Origin of the sequence: Glycomyces tenuis DSM 44171 (genome assembly GCF_000427885.1) — a bacterium.
GTDB lineage: Bacteria > Actinomycetota > Actinomycetes > Mycobacteriales > Micromonosporaceae > Glycomyces > Glycomyces tenuis.
In genome coordinates this window covers 66,693-83,577 of sequence record NZ_ATYW01000020.1, presented here as the reverse complement: position 1 = coordinate 83,577, position 16,885 = coordinate 66,693, and the positions used below count along the sequence as shown (strand labels likewise).

Annotated in this window: 14 protein-coding genes; 9 read left to right on the top strand and 5 right to left on the bottom strand. The window is 71.2% G+C overall.

Annotation, left to right across the window (positions count from 1 at the left end; all coding sequences use genetic code 11):
• Positions 1 to 51: 51 nt before the first annotated feature.
• The 4 genes from YWW_RS34330 to YWW_RS34325 form a co-directional block, all read right to left on the bottom strand.
• Positions 52 to 621: a hypothetical protein gene (locus YWW_RS34330; RefSeq protein ID WP_051326049.1), complete on the bottom strand. Its 570-nt coding sequence runs from the start codon at positions 619 to 621 to the stop codon at positions 52 to 54.
• Between the two features lie 57 nt (positions 622 to 678).
• Positions 679 to 2,919 carry an MMPL family transporter gene (locus tag YWW_RS0119365; protein WP_026931405.1) on the bottom strand — a complete coding sequence of 747 codons (2,241 nt, stop codon included), beginning with the start codon at positions 2,917 to 2,919 and terminating at the stop codon, positions 679 to 681.
• A 115-nt stretch (positions 2,920 to 3,034) separates the two neighbouring features.
• A complete protein-coding gene (locus tag YWW_RS0119360; RefSeq protein ID WP_026931404.1) occupies positions 3,035 to 3,652 on the bottom strand; it encodes an acyl-CoA-like ligand-binding transcription factor in 618 nt (205 codons plus the stop codon).
• Between the two features lie 74 nt (positions 3,653 to 3,726).
• Positions 3,727 to 4,758 carry a lactonase family protein gene (locus YWW_RS34325; RefSeq protein ID WP_051326048.1) on the bottom strand — a complete coding sequence of 344 codons (1,032 nt, stop codon included), beginning with the start codon at positions 4,756 to 4,758 and terminating at the stop codon, positions 3,727 to 3,729.
• Between the two features lie 78 nt (positions 4,759 to 4,836).
• Between YWW_RS34325 and msrB the strand changes: the two genes are divergently transcribed.
• The 3 genes from msrB to hrpB are packed head-to-tail and all read left to right on the top strand — an operon-like array spanning position 4,837 to position 9,429.
• A complete protein-coding gene (msrB, locus tag YWW_RS0119350) occupies positions 4,837 to 5,244 on the top strand; it encodes a peptide-methionine (R)-S-oxide reductase MsrB (RefSeq protein WP_026931403.1) in 408 nt (135 codons plus the stop codon).
• 57 nt (positions 5,245 to 5,301) lie between these two features.
• Positions 5,302 to 6,825: a serine/threonine-protein kinase gene (locus YWW_RS34320; protein WP_051326047.1), complete on the top strand. Its 1,524-nt coding sequence runs from the start codon at positions 5,302 to 5,304 to the stop codon at positions 6,823 to 6,825.
• Positions 6,826 to 6,876: 51 nt separating this feature from the next.
• Positions 6,877 to 9,429: an ATP-dependent helicase HrpB gene (hrpB, locus tag YWW_RS0119340; RefSeq protein ID WP_026931402.1), complete on the top strand. Its 2,553-nt coding sequence runs from the start codon at positions 6,877 to 6,879 to the stop codon at positions 9,427 to 9,429.
• Position 9,430: 1 nt separating this feature from the next.
• On the opposite strand, the gene YWW_RS31605 is transcribed toward hrpB, so the two are convergent.
• Positions 9,431 to 10,174, bottom strand: coding sequence for a M50 family metallopeptidase (locus YWW_RS31605; RefSeq protein ID WP_035702134.1), 744 nt, complete (start codon positions 10,172 to 10,174; stop codon positions 9,431 to 9,433).
• Positions 10,175 to 10,276: 102 nt separating this feature from the next.
• Between YWW_RS31605 and YWW_RS0119330 the strand changes: the two genes are divergently transcribed.
• From YWW_RS0119330 to YWW_RS31600, 6 genes are all read left to right on the top strand, one after another.
• The gene (locus YWW_RS0119330) at positions 10,277 to 10,735 is read left to right on the top strand and encodes a hypothetical protein (RefSeq protein ID WP_026931401.1); all 459 of its coding nucleotides are present in this window, start codon (positions 10,277 to 10,279) and stop codon (positions 10,733 to 10,735) included.
• Positions 10,736 to 10,959: 224 nt separating this feature from the next.
• Positions 10,960 to 12,396: a glycoside hydrolase family 16 protein gene (locus YWW_RS0119325; protein WP_026931400.1), complete on the top strand. Its 1,437-nt coding sequence runs from the start codon at positions 10,960 to 10,962 to the stop codon at positions 12,394 to 12,396.
• Positions 12,397 to 12,504: 108 nt separating this feature from the next.
• Positions 12,505 to 13,767, top strand: a complete 1,263-nt coding sequence (locus YWW_RS0119320; protein WP_051326046.1) for an ABC transporter substrate-binding protein — start codon at positions 12,505 to 12,507, stop codon at positions 13,765 to 13,767.
• 84 nt (positions 13,768 to 13,851) lie between these two features.
• Complete coding sequence (locus tag YWW_RS0119315; RefSeq protein WP_026931398.1) at positions 13,852 to 14,838, top strand: carbohydrate ABC transporter permease; 987 nt, start codon at positions 13,852 to 13,854, stop codon at positions 14,836 to 14,838.
• Positions 14,835 to 15,746, top strand: coding sequence for a carbohydrate ABC transporter permease (locus YWW_RS0119310; protein ID WP_245595465.1), 912 nt, complete (start codon positions 14,835 to 14,837; stop codon positions 15,744 to 15,746). Before YWW_RS0119315 ends, YWW_RS0119310 begins: the two co-directional genes overlap by 4 nt.
• A 16-nt stretch (positions 15,747 to 15,762) precedes the next feature.
• Positions 15,763 to 16,845: a LacI family DNA-binding transcriptional regulator gene (locus YWW_RS31600; RefSeq protein ID WP_081687588.1), complete on the top strand. Its 1,083-nt coding sequence runs from the start codon at positions 15,763 to 15,765 to the stop codon at positions 16,843 to 16,845.
• The last annotated feature ends 40 nt before the right edge of the window (positions 16,846 to 16,885 follow it).

Here is a 16,885-nt window from a genome sequence, read left to right as displayed (position 1 = left end):
GCGAGCGGGGTTCGGGGTGGATGAGCTCGATCGAGCGCACCCACCCCGGTGTCATCGCACGGGCTGATCGACTCGCTTGCCTCGGAACCACCAGCCCAGGACGACGCTCCCGGCGGCGATCGTGGTGATCGTCGTCGCCACCGACAGCAGGCCCGGGCCGAAGATCCACCCGATCACCAGACCCATGCCGACGAGATAGCAGGCCCAGATGACTCCCGCCATCGCGGCCATGCGGCCGTGCCGGTAACCGGGGGCGGCCGTCGCCGCCCACGCGAGCGCCGTCCTCCCGGCGGGAAGAAACCTGGCGACCAGAGTGGTCACGCCGGGGCGGCGCAGCAGCGTCTCCCGGAAGCGCGCCTCCAAGGCGGCGACCCTCGCCGATCCGAAGAACGGGCGGCGCCACCGAGTCCTGGTGAGCCGCAGCGCCCGGTAGCCGAGGACGTCGCCCGCCCAGGAGGCGATCGCCGCGCACAAGATGAGGCCGGCGATCAGCATGACGTTGCCGACCAGGAATCCGGCGACCGCCGCGATCGTGGTGGCGCTCGGCAGCATCGGCACGAAGAAGTCGGCTATGACCAAGGCGGCCAGCAGCATGGCCGCGATGGGGATGGTGAGTGCCATGTTCGACTCGTATGCAGTTTGCGAAACGGGGCGGGGCGCATGCCCCGCCCCGTGCCGCTACTTCGCCGCGCCGACGAGCTCGCGCTCGCCGGTCTCGGTCTCGGCGGCGAGGCGCTGCTGCAGTTTCTCGCCTTCGACATCGACGTTCGGCAGGATCCGGTCGAGCCACTTGGGGATCCACCAGCCGGCGCGGCCGAGGATCGACATGAGCGCCGGGATGATCGCCATGCGCACCACGAAGGCGTCGAAGGCGACCGCCGCGGCCAGGCCGAAGCCCATCGCCGCGATAAACACCTCGCCGCTGAAGATGAACGCGGCGAACACGCTGATCATGATGAGCGCCGCCGCCACGACCACGCGCGTCGAGTGGGCGTAGCCCTCCCGGATCGCGGCCTTCGGGTCGGCGCCGTGGACGTAGGCCTCTCTCACCCGTGTGAACAGGAAGATCTGGTAGTCCATCGCGAGGCCGAACACGAGGCCGATCATGATGATCGGCATCATCGACATGATCGGGCCGGGCTGTTCGACACCGAACAGGTCGCCCATCCAGCCCCACTGGAAGACCGCCACGAGCGCGCCGAGCGAGGCGAAGACGCTGAGCACGAACCCGAGCGTCGCGGTGATCGGCACCATGATCGAGCGGAACACCAGCAGCAGGATCAGCGTCGCCAGGCCCACCACGACGAGCATGTACGGCACGAGCGCGTCGTTGAGGCTGTCGGAGATGTCGATGTTGAGCGCCGTCGTGCCGGTGACCGCCCAGTCGGCGTCGCCGCTGTCGGCGAGGACGTCGCGGATCTCGTGGACCAGCTCGTTCGTCGCCTCCTCGGCCGGCGCGGTCTCGGGGATGACGGTGACCAGGACGGTGTCGCCGGCCTCGTTCGGGAACGCCTGCCCGACCACGGCGATGCCGTCGACGGCGTTCAGGTCCTCGGTGACGTTCTGCGCCGCGGCCATCGGGTCGGCACCTTCATCGAGGTCGCCGACGATGTACAACTGGCCGTTGAAGCCCGCGCCGAAGCCCTCACTGATGAGGTCGTAGGCGCGTCGCGCGGTGTTGTCCTCGGAGGACGACCCGGCGTCCGGCATGCCGAGTTCGAGGTCGGCGGCGGGGATCGCGACGGTGCCGAGGCCGAGGATGCCGATCAGGCCGACCAGGATCGGGTGGCGGGTGACGAAGCCGCCCCAGCGGCGTCCGCCGTTCGGCTTCTCGTCGTGGCGGCCCTCGGCGATGCGGGCCCGCTGACGGCGGGTGAAGACCCGCTTGCCGGCGAAGCCGGCCAGGGCCGGCAGCAGGGTCACGGCGATGACCACGGCGATGAGGACGGTGACCGCGGCGGCCGCGGCCATCTCGGTCAGGAACGGGATGTTCACCACCGACAGACCCATGAGCGCGACGATCACCGTCAGCCCGGCGAAGAAGACCGCCGATCCGGCGGTGCCGACCGCGCGCCCCATGGCCTCGGCGCGCGCCGCCTTGTCCTCGACGCGGCCGTCCGCGGCCAGTTCGTTGCGGTATCGCGAGAGGATGAACAGGGCGTAGTCGATGCCGACCGCCAGACCGATCATGGTCGCCAGGGTGCCGGTGTCCTCGGAGACGTCCATGAAGGAGGTGGCCGCCAGGATGCCGGCGGTGGTGAGCATGACGCCCAGAACCGCGGTGACGATCGGCAGCCCGGCCGCCAGGAGCGCGCCGAAGGTGACGATGAGGACCAGCAGGGCCACGCCGATGCCGATGAGCTCGGTGATGCCGCCGATCGGGATCTCCTGGAGGACGTCGCCGCCGACCTCGACGGTCAGACCGGTGTCACGGGCGTCCTCCACGGCCGCCTCGAGATAGTCGGTCGTGGCGTCATCGAGTTCTATCGAGGACTCGGTGTAAGTGACCTGGAGGACCGCGATGTCCTGCCCTTCGGGGGCGATCATGCCGATCGGGTTGCCGTCGGGATCGGTGGCGAAGGGGCTGGTCACGGAGGAGATCTGCGGCGAGTTCTCCATCTCGGCGACCGTCTGCTCGATGGTCGCGGCGGCCTCCCCTTCGGTGAGGGGGCTGCCGTCTTCGGAGGCGAAGACGATCTGCGCGGTCGCGCCGTCGGCGTTCTGGTCGGGGAAGCGTTCTTCGAGGAGGTCGAAGGCCTCCTGCGACTCGGTGCCCGGGAGGGTGAGGTTGGGGGAGGTCTCCTGCTGGAGTGCCGCGGCGGCGGCGCCGACGCCGCCGATGACGAGGACCCAGACGGCGAGGACGAGCCATCGCAGTCTGAAGGATCCTCTGCCGAGACGGTAGAGGAAGGTTGCCACTGGTGGGTGCTCCGTTCATGGTCGGGTATCCGGCCCCGCGCGGTGTTGGGTGTGGCGGCGGGGTCGGATGAGCGGTGTTCTTCGCCGGCGTCGTCGACGGCGGGTTTCCTGGTTCTCAGTTATTCGATGTGGTTGTGGGTCTGGTGACGCCGGATTCGAATTGCTCGAACGCGTCGGCGATGACCTCGTCGAGGGGCGCCTCGTCGGGGTGGGCGAGCCAGTGCTCGTGGGCGACCTTCAAGGCGATGAGGGCCGCGCCGAGGACCAACCTGGGGTACATGTCGTGCTCGTCGCGGCCGGTGGCCTCGGTGACGATGTCGAGGGCCTCGTTGAAGAACTCGAGGAACTGGGTGGCCTGGTGCGAGATCAGGGACGGGGAGCTGTGGACGAGATCGTCTTTGCATTGCAGCGTCGCGAAGTCGAAGCGCTCGTCGATCCGCATGTCGATGCAGGCGTCGCGCAGGGCCTCCCAGAGGGGCTGCTCTCGGGCGCGCTCTCGGATGGCGACGATGGTCTGCGCGGTGATCTCGTTGAAGTCGTGGAGGAGTGCGGCTTCCTTGTTCGGGAAGTAGTTGTGGAAGGTGCGGGCGGACACGCCCGCCTCGGCGGCGATGTCCTCGGCGGTGACCGCGTCGATGCCGCCCTTCTCGATGGCCAGGCGCATGGTGGCGTGGCTGAGGGCCGCCTTGGTGGCGGCCTTCTTGCGCTCGCGCAGTCCGGATTGGTCGGCCATGGCGGCAACGCTAACCGCTGTTGCCGCCGTTTACAAGATTCACTCAAGGAAATTTTGCAGAAAGTGCAAGTTTTCTAGGTGAGAGGTGTCACGCACGCGACGCCGGGGCAGTCCCACATGCGCGTGGCCGCCGCTTCACCGCTCGGGTCGACGCGCGTGACGACGCCGCCGAACTGGCACGCCACCAGCAGCGAACCGTCCGCGCAGCGCACGGCGTCCCGCGGCCAGGAACCGCCGGCCGGAACCGAGCGGACCAGCGCCGGGCCCGCCGGATCGACGACGGCGACCTGGTCGGTGCCGCGGACGGTGACGTAGACCAGGCCGCGCTCCTCGTCGGCCACCACCGCACCGGGGTAGGGCCGCGGGCCGTCCTCGGGCAATCCGATGTCGGGCAGTGCCGCCAGGTCCGCGGGCTCGGTGCCCGGCAGCGGCACGACCGAGCCGAGCGCGAACGTCGCCGAGACGGGGTCGAAGTCGCCTGCGACGACGGCGTTCGCCAGCTCCCCGGCGATGAGCGCCCGCTCCCCGACGAAGGCCAGGTGCCTCGGGCCGAAACCGGGCTCGAAGACCGTGGACGCGAGCTGTTCGAACCTGCCCGCCGAGCCGAGCGCGAAGGCGTGGACGCGGTCCGAACCGAGATCGACCACCAGGACGCGGCCGTCACGGCAGACGATCTGATGCGCGTGCGGCCCGACCTGGCGGACCTGGTCGGGACCCGAGCCGACCAGTTCGAAGACGTCGTCGGGGGCGTCGAGCGCGCCATCGGGGCCGATCGGCAGCGCCGCCACCGAACCGCCGCCGCTCTCGTTGCCGTAGTTCGCGACCAGCAGCCACTTCCCCGAAGGGTGCACGACGGCGTGGCACGGGTTGTCGCCGCCGGTGGCCTGCGCCGTCCCCACCTCCTCCGGCGCGAAGGTCGCACCGATCCGCCAGGCGGTCGCGAAGCCCGGCTCGGTCTCGGTCACCGTGTAGACGACGCCGTCCGGCCCCCCGGTCGCCACCCACGAGGGATTCACCACCTGCGCCGGGGCCGCGAGCCCGTCGGGGCCGGCGACCACCAGGCCCGGGCCGCCTTCAGTGGTGTAACCGCCAAGGAGATACCGCATTCGGCTCATCATAGTGTCCCGCGACGCGGACGCCCGACGTCTCGGCGACCTACACTTGGCGCATAACGAGAGGCGCATATGAGCGAGGTGCACATGGGCGAGGGCGAGTGGCGCGAGAAGCTCACCGACGACGAATACCGGGTGCTGCGAGAAGGCGGCACCGAGGCGCCGTGGACCGGCGAATACGTCGACGAGAAGCGCAAGGGCGTCTACCGGTGCCGAGCCTGCGGAACCGAGCTGTTCGCCTCCGACACCAAGTTCGACTCCCGCTGCGGCTGGCCCTCCTTCTGGACGCCGATGGCCGGCGACCGCGTCGAACTCATCGAGGACCGCAGCCTCGGCATGGAGCGCACCGAGGTGCGCTGCGCGAACTGCGGCTCGCACCTGGGCCATGTCTTCTACGGCGAGGGCTGGGACAACCCCGACGACGCCCGGTACTGCATCAACTCGATCAGCCTCACGCTGGAGCCGGACGCCGGGACCTGAGACGGCGCCTACTAAGCTCGGCCCTGACCCTTCCCCCGAAGCGAAGAGAGGGCCGAGGTGCAACTCGGGACACTGATCGCAGGCCGCTACCGCCTTGACGACCGCATCGCCGCCGGAGGCATGGGCGAGGTGTGGCGAGGCACCGACACCCGTCTGAACCGCACCATCGCCGTCAAGCTCCTCCATTCGGGCCTGTCGGGCAACGACCGGTTCCGGGCCAGATTCCACCAGGAGGCGCAGGCCGTCGCCGCCCTCCAGTCCCCCGGGATCGTCGCGCTCTACGACTACGGCGAGGAGCACAGCCCCGAAGGGCTCGTCTCCTACCTGATCATGGAACTCGTCCAGGGCCAGTCCCTGGCGAACCTGATCCACCAGCGAGGCCGCCTCGCCCCGAACGAGGTCCTCAAGATCGTCGCCACCGCCGCCGAGGCCCTCGACGTCGCCCACCGAGCGCACATCATCCACCGCGACATCAAACCGGCGAACCTGCTCGTGAACGAGGAGGGCGCGGTCAAGATCGTCGACTTCGGCATCGCCTCGGCGCGAGGACAGGCCGGGCTCACCGAGACCGGCACCGTCATGGGGACGCTCTCCTACGCCTCGCCGGAGCAGCTCGCCGGACACGAACTGAGCGGCGCGACCGACGTCTACTCGCTCGGCATCGTCGCCTACGAGTGCCTCGCCGGGCGGCCCCCGTTCTCCGGCAACGATCCCGCGGCGGTCATCACCGCGCACATGACCGGCCAGCCCGCGCCGCTGCCGCAGGACGTCCCCCAGCCCGTGGCGCAGATCGTGATGCGCTGCCTCGCGAAGGATCCGCGCCAGCGCTTCGGCTCCGCCTCCGAGCTCGCCCAGGCGTGCCGCACCGGCCGGCCCGGCTCGGGCACGACCGCGATCCTGCCGCCGGCCTCCCCGCCGACCGGGGCGACCCGGCCGATGGCCCACGGCATGGTCCCGGCCTCCTCGCAGCCGCCGACCCAGGCGATGGGCCAAGGCGACTTCTCCTCGCCACCGCAGGGCCGCGACCTGCCGCCGCCGCGCGACTTCGAGGAGCCCAAGCGCAGCAAGGCCGTTCCGATCACGCTCACCGTCCTCGGCGCACTGGTGCTCTTGATCGCGCTGGTGATCTGGCAGCCGTGGCAGCAGGACGACGCGAACAACTCGGCCGAGGAGGCCACCGGCGGACCGACGGCGTCGGACGCCGCCGAGACCGAGGACGCGCCCACCGCCGAGGAAGAGGAGAGCAGCGAGGACGAGGGGAACTCGTCCGAGGAGAACCAGGAAGAGGACACCTCGAACGAGGAGGACACCTCCGACGAGAAGACCACCGAGTCGGCCGACGAGAACGTGGGACCCGAGACCGCCACGCTCGAGAGCTACGACGGCTGGAATGTCGGCGACGCCCTCGCCGACCTCGATTCGGACGGGTTCACCAACGTCACGGCCACTCCCGCCGAGGACGCCGGCGACCAGGAACCCTGCACGGTCACGGAGCAGAACGTCGAAGGCGACCAGGAGGTCGCCCTCGACGAGCCGATCGAGCTCACCTACATCCCGAGCGACGAGGGCTGCGGCGTGTAATAGCCGCCCGCCCGACCCTGTCCTGTGAGCACGCCGGGCGGCTGGGCGAGAATGGGCGCCATGCCCGTCCTTCCCGAACTGCCGATCCGAGCCGCCCTCCCCGAGCTGCTGCGCGCCGTCGAGGCGACCGGGACGGCGGTGCTCGCCGCTCCCCCGGGCACGGGCAAGACCACGCTGGCGCCGTTGGCGCTGGCCGGGCTGCTCGGCGATGCGTCCGAAGGCGACTCGGCGCCCCGGCGGGTGCTCGTGGCCGAACCGCGGCGGCTGGCGACGCGGGCGGCCGCGAACCGGATGGCCGCGATCCTCGGCGAGCGGGTCGGCGGACGCGTGGGCTACCGGATCCGGGGCGAGGCGCGCCGCTCGGCGGACACGCGCGTCGAGGTCGTCACCACCGGGGTGCTGCTGAACCGGCTGCTGGCCGACCCCGAACTGCCCGGCGTCGACGCGGTCATGCTCGACGAATGCCACGAGCGGCACCTGGAGACCGACACCGCCTGCGCCTTCCTCATCGAGACCAGGCAGGTTCTGCGTCCCGAACTGGCGCTGGTGGCAGCCTCGGCGACCGCCGACGTGGCGTTGTGGCGGAAGCTGCTCGGCGGCGCCTCCGATCCCGCGCCGGCCGTGGCCTCAGAGCCGATGCGGCACCCGGTGGCGATGCACTGGGCACCGCCCAGAGAGCAGGTGAGGCCGCCGGACGGGCTGCGGGTCGACCCGAGATTCCTCGCGCACGTCGCGCACGTGGTCGAGCGGGCGCTCGCCGACCGCGACGGAGACCTGCTGTGCTTCCTTCCCGGCGCCGGTGAGATCCGGCGGGTCGCCGAACGTCTTGATTACCTCGATGTCGATATACATCAGTTGCACGGGTCGGTGTCGTCGTCCGCGCAGGACGCCGCGCTCCGCCCCGGGGCGCGGCGCCGGGTCGTGCTCGCCACCGACATCGCCGAGTCGAGCCTGACCGTGCCCGGCGTGCGGATCGTCGTCGACGCGGGACTCGCGCGGCGGCCGATCATCGACCACGCGCGGGGACTGCCCGGCCTGACGACGGTCACCGCCTCGCGGGCCTCGTGCGAGCAGCGGGCCGGACGCGCCGGACGCGAGGCTCCCGGCGCGGTGTGGCGGTGCTGGAGCGAGGTCGAGCACGGACGCCGGCCGGCGCAGCCGACGCCCGACGTCGACTCCTCCGACCTGACCGCCTTCGCCCTGCAGGCCGCGTGCTGGGGGACGCCCGTGGGGGCACTGGCGCTCCCCGCGCAGCCCGCGGCCGGGGCGCTCGAAGCGGCGCAGGCGACACTGCGCACACTCGGCGCGATCGACGACGACGGCGCCGCCACCGACCGGGGCCGGGCACTCGCCAAGGTCGGCCTGCATCCGCGTCTGGCCAGGGCGCTCATCGACGGCGCCGAGCGCGTCGGCACCGCCAAGGCGGCCGAAGTGGCCGCGCTCCTCGGACTCGACGGCCGGGGACGGGGCGACGACCTCCTGGCCGAATGGCGGCGGCTGCGTTCACAGCGGGACCGGCAGTGGCTCGCCGAGGTCCGGCGATTGACGCCGAGCGCGCCGGAAGTGGACCGGCAGGTGAGCGACGACGAGGCCGCCGCGACGGTCGTGGCGCTCGCGTTCCCCGAGCGGGTGGCCAAGCGCAACAGCGGTGGACCAGCGTTCACTCCGGTTCGGGGCAGGCGCCGCTCCGCGGCGCCGGAGGGCGGGACGACGGGCGCGGGCCAGTGGCGGACCGTCGCCGGGACCGGCGCCGTCGCCTCGGAGGGCTCGTCGCTGTCGGGCAGCGCATGGCTCGCCATCGCCGACGCCGACCGCTCGCCGGGGCGCGCCGCGGCCCTCATCCGCTCGGCCGTGCCGATCGACGGGGAACTGGCCTGCGAACTGGTCGGCGACGGCCTGGAGGAGCGGGTGGCCTGGGACGCCGAGCGGCGCGACGTGGCCGCCCGCGAGGTGCACACGCTCGGCGCGATCGAGGTCTCGTCCAAGCCGCTGCGCCGCCCCGACCCGGCGCTCGTCGGCGCCGCCCTGGCCGAAGGGCTGCGATCCGAGGGGCTCGCGCTGCTGCACTGGCCGGAGGAGGCGAAGCGGCTGCGGGAGCGGATGGCGTTCTGCCACCGGCGGCTCGGAACGCCGTGGGCCGACGTCGGCGACGCCTCGCTCACCTCGGACACCGACTGGCTCGAGCCGTGGTGGTCGCGTTCGAGGCGCCGCGGCGACGTGGAGGCCATCCCGGTCGGGCAGGCGCTGCGGAACCTGCTGCCGTGGTCCGAGGACATCGACCGCACCGCGCCCGTGACGCTGCCGGTTCCCAGCGGACGCGAGGCTCGCGTCGACTACTCGGGCGAGGCGCCGGTGCTGGCCGTCAAGCTCCAGGAGATGTTCGGCGCCACCGACACGCCCCGGATCGCCGAGGCGCCGGTCACGCTGCACCTGCTCAGCCCGGCGGGCCGGCCGCTGGCCGTCACCACCGACCTCGCCTCGTTCTGGGCGGGCCCGTACCAGCAGGTCCGCAAGGAGATGCGGGGCCGCTACCCGAAGCACCCCTGGCCCGAGGACCCGTACTCGGTGGAGGCGACGGCCAGGACGAAGCGCCACCTGCGCTGAATCAGGCGCCGGTGAGCCAGCCCCACTCCTCGGCCGGCAGGAGCATCCACGTCCCCCAGGCCGCGGCCGCGATCGTGACCAGCGAGAAGCAGAAGATCCACGCGCCGGCCGGCAGCGGGGTGATCCCGGCGAGCTGGTCGGCGTCCGAGGCCCCGCCCTGGCCCCTCCCCCGGCGCCGACGGCGAGCGCCGAGCTCCAGCACGGGCTTGACCGAGCCGAGCAGCAGCAGCCACGCGCCGAGGTAGGCGGCGACGGTCTGGACGATCGCGTTGCCGTACCAGGTGGCGGCGAAGACGCCCGCGACGACGACGAGGAGCGCCAGAGCGCCGTACCAGTTGCGGATGAACGCGAGCATGACCGCCAGGAGCACCAGCGTGATCCACAGGAGCGCGACGATGTAGCCCGCGCCGGTCAGCGCCGCGGCGCCGAGGCCGAGCGCCGCGGGGGCGATGTAGCCGGCCAGCAGCGTCATGGCGGCGCCGAAGCCGGTGGGCTTGCCGCGGGAGAAGGTGAGCCCCGAGGTGTCGGCGTGGAGGCGGATGCCGGTGAGGCGGCGGCGCATGAGCACCGCCATGAGCGCGTGGCCGCCCTCGTGGGCGATGGTGACCAGTCCGCGGCTCCAGCGCCACAGGGGCGTGTAGAGCACCATCGCGGCCGCCGCCGCGAGGCAGGCGAGCATGACGACGACGGGCGGGGCCTCCTGCGTCTGGGTCAGGCGGTCGATGAAGATCTCGAAGGTGTCCACTTGGCCTCGGCTCTCGGGGGTGGGGCGCGCCGTGAAGAATACCCAACGCCCGCCCGTATGGTAGAGGGAGCAGGCACTTCCTCGACACGGAAGGACGGCCCGATGGGCACCGACGACCGCTCCGACCCACATCTGGATTTCCTGGAGCTGACCGACCAGATCGTCGAAGACCTGGCCATGCACAACCTGAAGGCGCGCGAGAAGCTCCGCGAGGGCATCGCCTGGCTGGAGGCGCGCCGGATCGACGCGGACCCGGCCGAGAACGCCGACATCGAGATCCTGCTCGCCCAATGCCACGACGCGCTGCGCCGCATGGAGTCGCTGCGCGACACCTACCAGGACGTGCGGGCGATCAACGCCGCCGCCCACGCCGAGCACGTGGGGTGGCTGGAGAAGCGGATGCTGGGCGGGACCGAGTCCCCCGAGGAGCTGCGCGAGCGCCGGAAGCGGCTCGACCAGCTGAGCGCGGAGCGGCGCGCCCGCATCGAGGAGCTGCGCGAGCACAGCCGCGAGCACCGCGAGCGGGGGCCCGAGACCGGCGCCGACGACGCCGAGCGCTGACGGCCCGGCTTCTTTCCATGCCCCGATACGCAAGGGGCACAAGCATGATCGCGCTTTCTCACTGCGACCGGAAGATAACGGTTCAGTCACGACGCATTGACATGCATTGATTGCTTGGGTAGAAACAGGAGCGAAGCCCAATGAGAGAGCGCTCTCTCAAGGAATAACTGAGCATGGTTTTCCAGCAGAGAGCGGTTTCTCAACAATCCGGCAAAGGAGTCGTCATGACTGACGCGCAGACCTCCGATACCCATGTTCCGAAGCGGCGGCGCCGGCTCAGGCGCCTCACCGCCTCCCTCGCCGCGGCGCTCGCCGTGGTCACCGCCGCGGGCGTCACCGCGGCCACCGCCAACGCGGACCCCGAAGACGAGAACGCGAACGCCGCCCAGCAGTGGGACCTGGTGTGGTCCGACGAGTTCAACGGCGGCGCGGGCCAACTGCCGTCCTCGGACAACTGGCAGATCGACATCGGCCACGGCTACCCCGGCGGGCCCTCCAACTGGGGCACCGGCGAGATCGCCTACCACACCGACGATCCCTCCAACCTCTCCATGAACGGCGACGGCCAGCTCGAGATCACCGCGCTGCGCGACGGCTCGGGCAACTGGACCTCGGCCCGCATCGAGACGAAGCGCGCGGACTTCAAACCGCCCGCCGGCGGGACCCTCCGCATCGAAGGACGCCTGCAACTGCCGCAGGTCTCCGGCGAGGCCGCACTCGGCTACTGGCCCGCGTTCTGGGCCCTCGGCTCGCCCTACCGCGGCAACTACTGGAACTGGCCCGGCATCGGCGAGTACGACTTCATGGAGAACGTCAACGGCCAGAGCACGGTCCACGGCGTCCTCCACTGCGGCGTCAACCCCGGCGGGCCCTGCAACGAGACCATGGGTCTGGGCGCCACGACCGAATGCGGCGGCACCTGCAAGAACGGCTTCCACACCTACGCGTTCGAATGGGACGACTCCGCCCGCGAGCTGCGCTGGTACGCCGACGGGCAGCTGTTCCACTCGGTCAGCGAGTCGACCGTCGGCTCGGGCACGTGGGCGGACATGACCTCGCACGCGGGCTACTTCATCCTGCTCAACCTCGCCATGGGCGGGGCCTTCCCCGACGGCGTGGCCGGCCACGCCACCCCCGTCGCCGCCACCCAGCCGGGCCACAGCATGCTGGTCGACTACGTCCGCGTCTACACCAGCGGCACCGGCGACGGCGGGGGCGACCCGACCGACCCGCCCGGCGACGGCGAAGGCCACGACGCGTACAGCGCCATCCAGGCCGAGTCGTTCGACCAGCAGAGCGGCACCATCGCGGAGGCCACGACGGACGGCGGCGGCGGCCAGAACATCGGCGCGCTCGCCAACGGCGACTGGGTCCGCTACGACGACGTCGACTTCGGCTCCAGTGCGCCCGTCGACTTCGTGGCCAGAGTGGCCTCGGGAGCCGGCGGCAGCGTGAGCGGACTGGTCGAGGTGCGCATCGACAGCCGTTCGGCCGCGCCGATCGGCAGCATCGCCGTCGGGGACACCGGCGGCTGGCAGAGCTGGCGCACCGTCCCCGGCAACGTCGCATCGGTCACCGGCGTCCACGACGTCTACCTCACCTTCACCAGCGGGCAGCCGAACGACTTCGTCAACCTCAACTGGTTCCACTTCCGCCACTAGGCGAAAGAGCCCCTCACCCGGCTCCCGCGCGCTCGGCGGGGTCCGAGCGGCGACCGGCACGCCGCGCGGGAGCCGGATCCCTCATCCACTGATCAGGAAAGAGCCCTTATGAGCAGCAAGTCACTGCGGGCCGCCCTCGCGGCGGGCACCGCGACAGTCCTGGTGGCCGCCGGAGCCGCCTGCTCGGACGCCGACGACGGCACCGTCACCCTCACGGTGGGCCTGTTCGGCGACTTCGGCTTCGGCCCGCTGTACGAGGAGTACATGGAGACGCACCCCGACATCGAGATCGAGGAGCGCATCAGCGAGTTCGCCGACCACCACACCAACCTCACCACCCACCTCGCCACCGGGTCCGGAGCGGCCGACATCGAGGCGGTCGAGGTCGGCTACGTCAGCCAGTACACCGCCTCCCCCGACCGCTTCCACGACCTCCTCGACCTCGGCGCCGACGAGCTCGAAGGCCAGTGGCTCGACTGGAAGTGGCAGCAGGCGCTCTCGGGCGACGGCGAGGCCCTCATCGGGCTCGGCACCGACGTCGGCGGCATGGCCATGTGCTACCGGCGGGACCTGTTCGAGGCCGCCGGGCTGCCGGTCGAGCGCGACGAGGTCTCGGCGCTGTGGGCCGAGTCGTGGGCGGACTACGTGGCGGTGGGCCACCAGTACATGGACGCGACCGACGGCACGTACTTCTTCGAGTCCTCGGGCAACATGTTCCGCGCGCAGGTCGAGCAGGCGGAGCAGGGCGTGTACGACCGCGAGGGCAGCATCGTCGTCGACTCCAACCCGGCCGTCGGGGAGGCCTGGGACCTGACGGTCGAGGCCATCGAGGCGGGCATGTCCAACGGCCTGGAGGCCTACACCCCGGAGTGGAACGCCAGCTTCAGCGAGGGCACCTTCGCGACCATCATCTGCCCGGCGTGGATGACCACCTACATCGAGACCAACGCGCCCGACGCGGCCGGGCTGTGGGACATCGCGTCCGTGCCAGGCGGGGCCGGCAACATGGGCGGCTCGCACCTGGTGCTGCCCGCCCAAGGCGAGCACGCCGAGGAGGCGTACGAGCTCATCGAATGGCTCACCGCGCCCGAGCAGCAGCTCAAGGTCTTCGAGCAGACCGGGAACTTCCCGTCCACGCCGGAGCTGTACGAGGACCCGGCGCTCACGGGCATGACCAAGCCCTACTTCAACGACGCGCCGGTCGGCGAGATCTTCACCGGCGCGGCCCAGGCGGTCGAGCCGCAGTACCAAGGGCCGCTGCAAGGCGACGTGCTCGCCACGCTCGGCCAGGGCCTGGGCCGCATCGAGGACGGCAGCCAGTCCCCTGAGGACGCCTGGTCGCAGGTCTTGAGCGACCTGGAGTCGTTCTAGCCCCTCCACCGGGGGCGGCCCCGTATTCGCAGTCCGGGGCCGCCCCGCCTCCTCCGCCCGCACCCCGACACCGAAAGCGACCCTATGTCCCTCGACACGAGGCCCGCCGCGGCGAAGCGTCGAACGGCGGCCGACGGACGGCCCGCGCCGATCGGGCCCTGGCGCCACCGCCTGTACCGCCTCGACCTCAAGGCCTCCCCGTTCCTCTACATCGCGCCGTTCTTCGCGCTGTTCGCGGCCTTCGGGCTGTTCCCGCTGGCGTTCACCGCGTGGGTGTCCATGCACGACTGGAGCCTGCTGTCCGACGAGCGGGCCTTCGTCGGCGTCGAGAACTACACGGCGCTGCTGAGCGACCCGTACTTCTGGAACGCGCTGGCCAACACCGTCTCGATCTTGGCGCTGTCGACGGCGCCGCAGCTCTTGGCGGCGCTGCTGCTGGCGCACCTGCTGACCATGCGGCTGCGCGGCCAGACGTTCTTCCGCATGGGCATGCTGCTGCCGAACGTCGCCTCCGTGGTGGCCGTCGCGGTCATCTTCAGCCAGCTGTTCGGGCGCGACTTCGGGCTCGTCAACTGGGTCCTGGAGTCCCTGGGCGCCGGGCGGATCGACTGGCAGACCGGGCGGGCGTCCTCGCATGTGGCGATCGCGGTCATGGTGGCGTGGAAGTGGACCGGGTACAACGCGCTCATCTACCTGGCGGCCATGCAGGCCGTGCCGCGGGAGATCTACGAATCAGCGCACCTGGACGGGGCCTCGCGGCTCCAGCAGCTGTTCCGCATCACCGTGCCGATGATCCGCCCGACGATCGTGTTCACGGTGATCGTCTCGACGATCTACGGGCTCCAGATCTTCGCCGAGCCGCAGCTGTTCGGCGGCGCCGGACCGAACGGCGTCACCGGCGGCTCCTCGCGGCAGTTCCAGACGCTGACGCTCTACCTGTACGAGCACGCGTTCAACCGGGGCTTCGAATTCGGGTACGCCTCGGCGGTGGCCTGGACGATGTTCGCCGTCATCGTGCTCGTCGCGCTGCTCAACTACCTGTTCATCCGACGCATCAGGAGTGCCTCGTGACCACCGCGCCCACCGCCGAGGCCGCACCGCAGCGGCCGCGTCCCGCCCCGGTCAGCGCCCGGAAGCGGCGCGCCTACCTGCGGCTCATGCGGAACCGGCCGGGCCGGCTCGCGTACCTGACGCTGGTGGCGGTGCTGTTCTTCTCGGCCTTCCCGCTGTACTACAGCGTCGTGGTGGCCTCCCGCGACAACTCGGCGCTCGGGCAGATCCCGCCGCCGCTGCTGCCCGGGGCGAACCTCGTCGCGAACGTCGAGCGGGTGTTCACGACCGTCCCGTTCGACGCGGCCCTGATCAACTCGGTGACCGTCAGCGTCGCCATCACCGCCTCGGTGGTGTTCTTCTCCACGCTGGCCGGGTTCGCCTTCGCGAAGCTCCGGTTCACGGCGGCGAGGGTCCTGCTGGTGGCGGTGGTCGCGACGATGATGGTGCCCGTGCAGCTGGGCGTCATCCCGCTGTACATGCTCATGATCGAGCTGGAGTGGACCGACACGCTGTGGGCGGTGATCGCGCCGGGCCTGGTCAACGCCTTCGGGGTGTTCTTCATGACCCAGTACCTGCGCGGGGCGCTCCCCGGCGAGCTCATCGAGGCCGCCCGCGTGGACGGGGCCTCGACGTTCCGGATCTTCTGGCAGGTGGTGATGCCCGCCGCCAGGCCGGCCGCGGTGGTGCTCGGGGTGCTGACCTTCCTGACCGCCTGGAACGACTACTTCTGGCCGCTGATCGTCCTGTCCAGCCCCGAGCACTACACCGTGCAGGTGGCGCTGTCGACCCTCGCGGGCGGCTATGTCACCGACCAGTCCCTTGTGCTGACCGGGACGGTGCTGGCTACGCTTCCACTGCTGGCGGTGTTCGCGCTGCTGGGCAAGTACATGATCAGCGGGATCATGCAAGGTGCGGTCAAGGGCTGAGGCGGAAGGCGGAGCCATGCGACAGACGGAACCGGGACCGGACGGCTTCGCGTCCGGCGAGCTTCGGCTCGATCGCGGCCTCACGGCGGGCAAGGTCCGCCGGGAGCGGCGCCCGACGCTCGAGGAGGTCGCCGACCGGGCGGGCGTCTCGCGCGCGACGGTCTCCAGGGTCGTCAACGGGCAGACGACCGTCGCCGAGCATCTGCGCACGGCGGTTGAGGCCGCCGCGGCCGAGCTGGGCTACGTGCCGCACGCGGCCGCCCGGAGCCTGGTGACGCACCGGACCGATTCGATCGCGCTCATCGTGCCCGAGTCGCCGACGCGGGTGTTCTCCGACGACCAGTTCTTCCCGAGCGTCATCCGCGGCGTCGCCACGGAGCTGGACGCGGCCGGGAAGCTGCTGGTGCTCATGACGACCGGTTCGAACGAGGGGCGGGCCCGCGTGGAGCGCTACGCGGTCGGCGGGCACGTCGACGGCGTCATGTTCGCCTCGCTGCACGACGCCGACCCGCTGCCGGAGCTCATGCTCCGGCGCGGGGTGCCGGTGGTGTGCAACGGTTCGCTGCCGCACCTGTCGGCGCCGTACATCGACGTCGACCACGTCGGCGGCGTCAAGGCCGCCGTGGAGCACCTGATCGCTCAGGGGCGGAGCAAGATCGCGACCATCACCGGGCCGCAGGACATGTCGGCCGGGCGGGCCCGACTGGAGGGCTACCGGCAGGCGCTGGCCGACGCCGGCAGGCGCGCGGTCATGGCGATCGGCGACTTCACCGCGCCCTCGGGGGTGGAGGCGATGCGTCAGCTGCTCGCCGACGAGCCCGACCTGGACGCGGTGTTCGTCGCCTCGGACCTCATGGCCCACGGGGCGCTGACGGCGCTTCGCGAATCGGGCCGCACCGTACCGGGAGACGTGGCGGTGATCGGCTTCGACGACATCGCGCTGGCCTCGTATTGCGAGCCTCCGCTGACGACGGTGCGCCAGCCGATCACGGAGATCGGCCGGACGCTGGCCCGGCACATGCTGAGGCTGCTCGGCGGGGAGGAGGTCGAGCCTTCGACCATCCTCCCCACCGAGCTGGTGGTTCGGGAGTCGGCCTGAGCGGCCGACTCGGACTGTCTGCCGACCCGGTCGCCGCCTC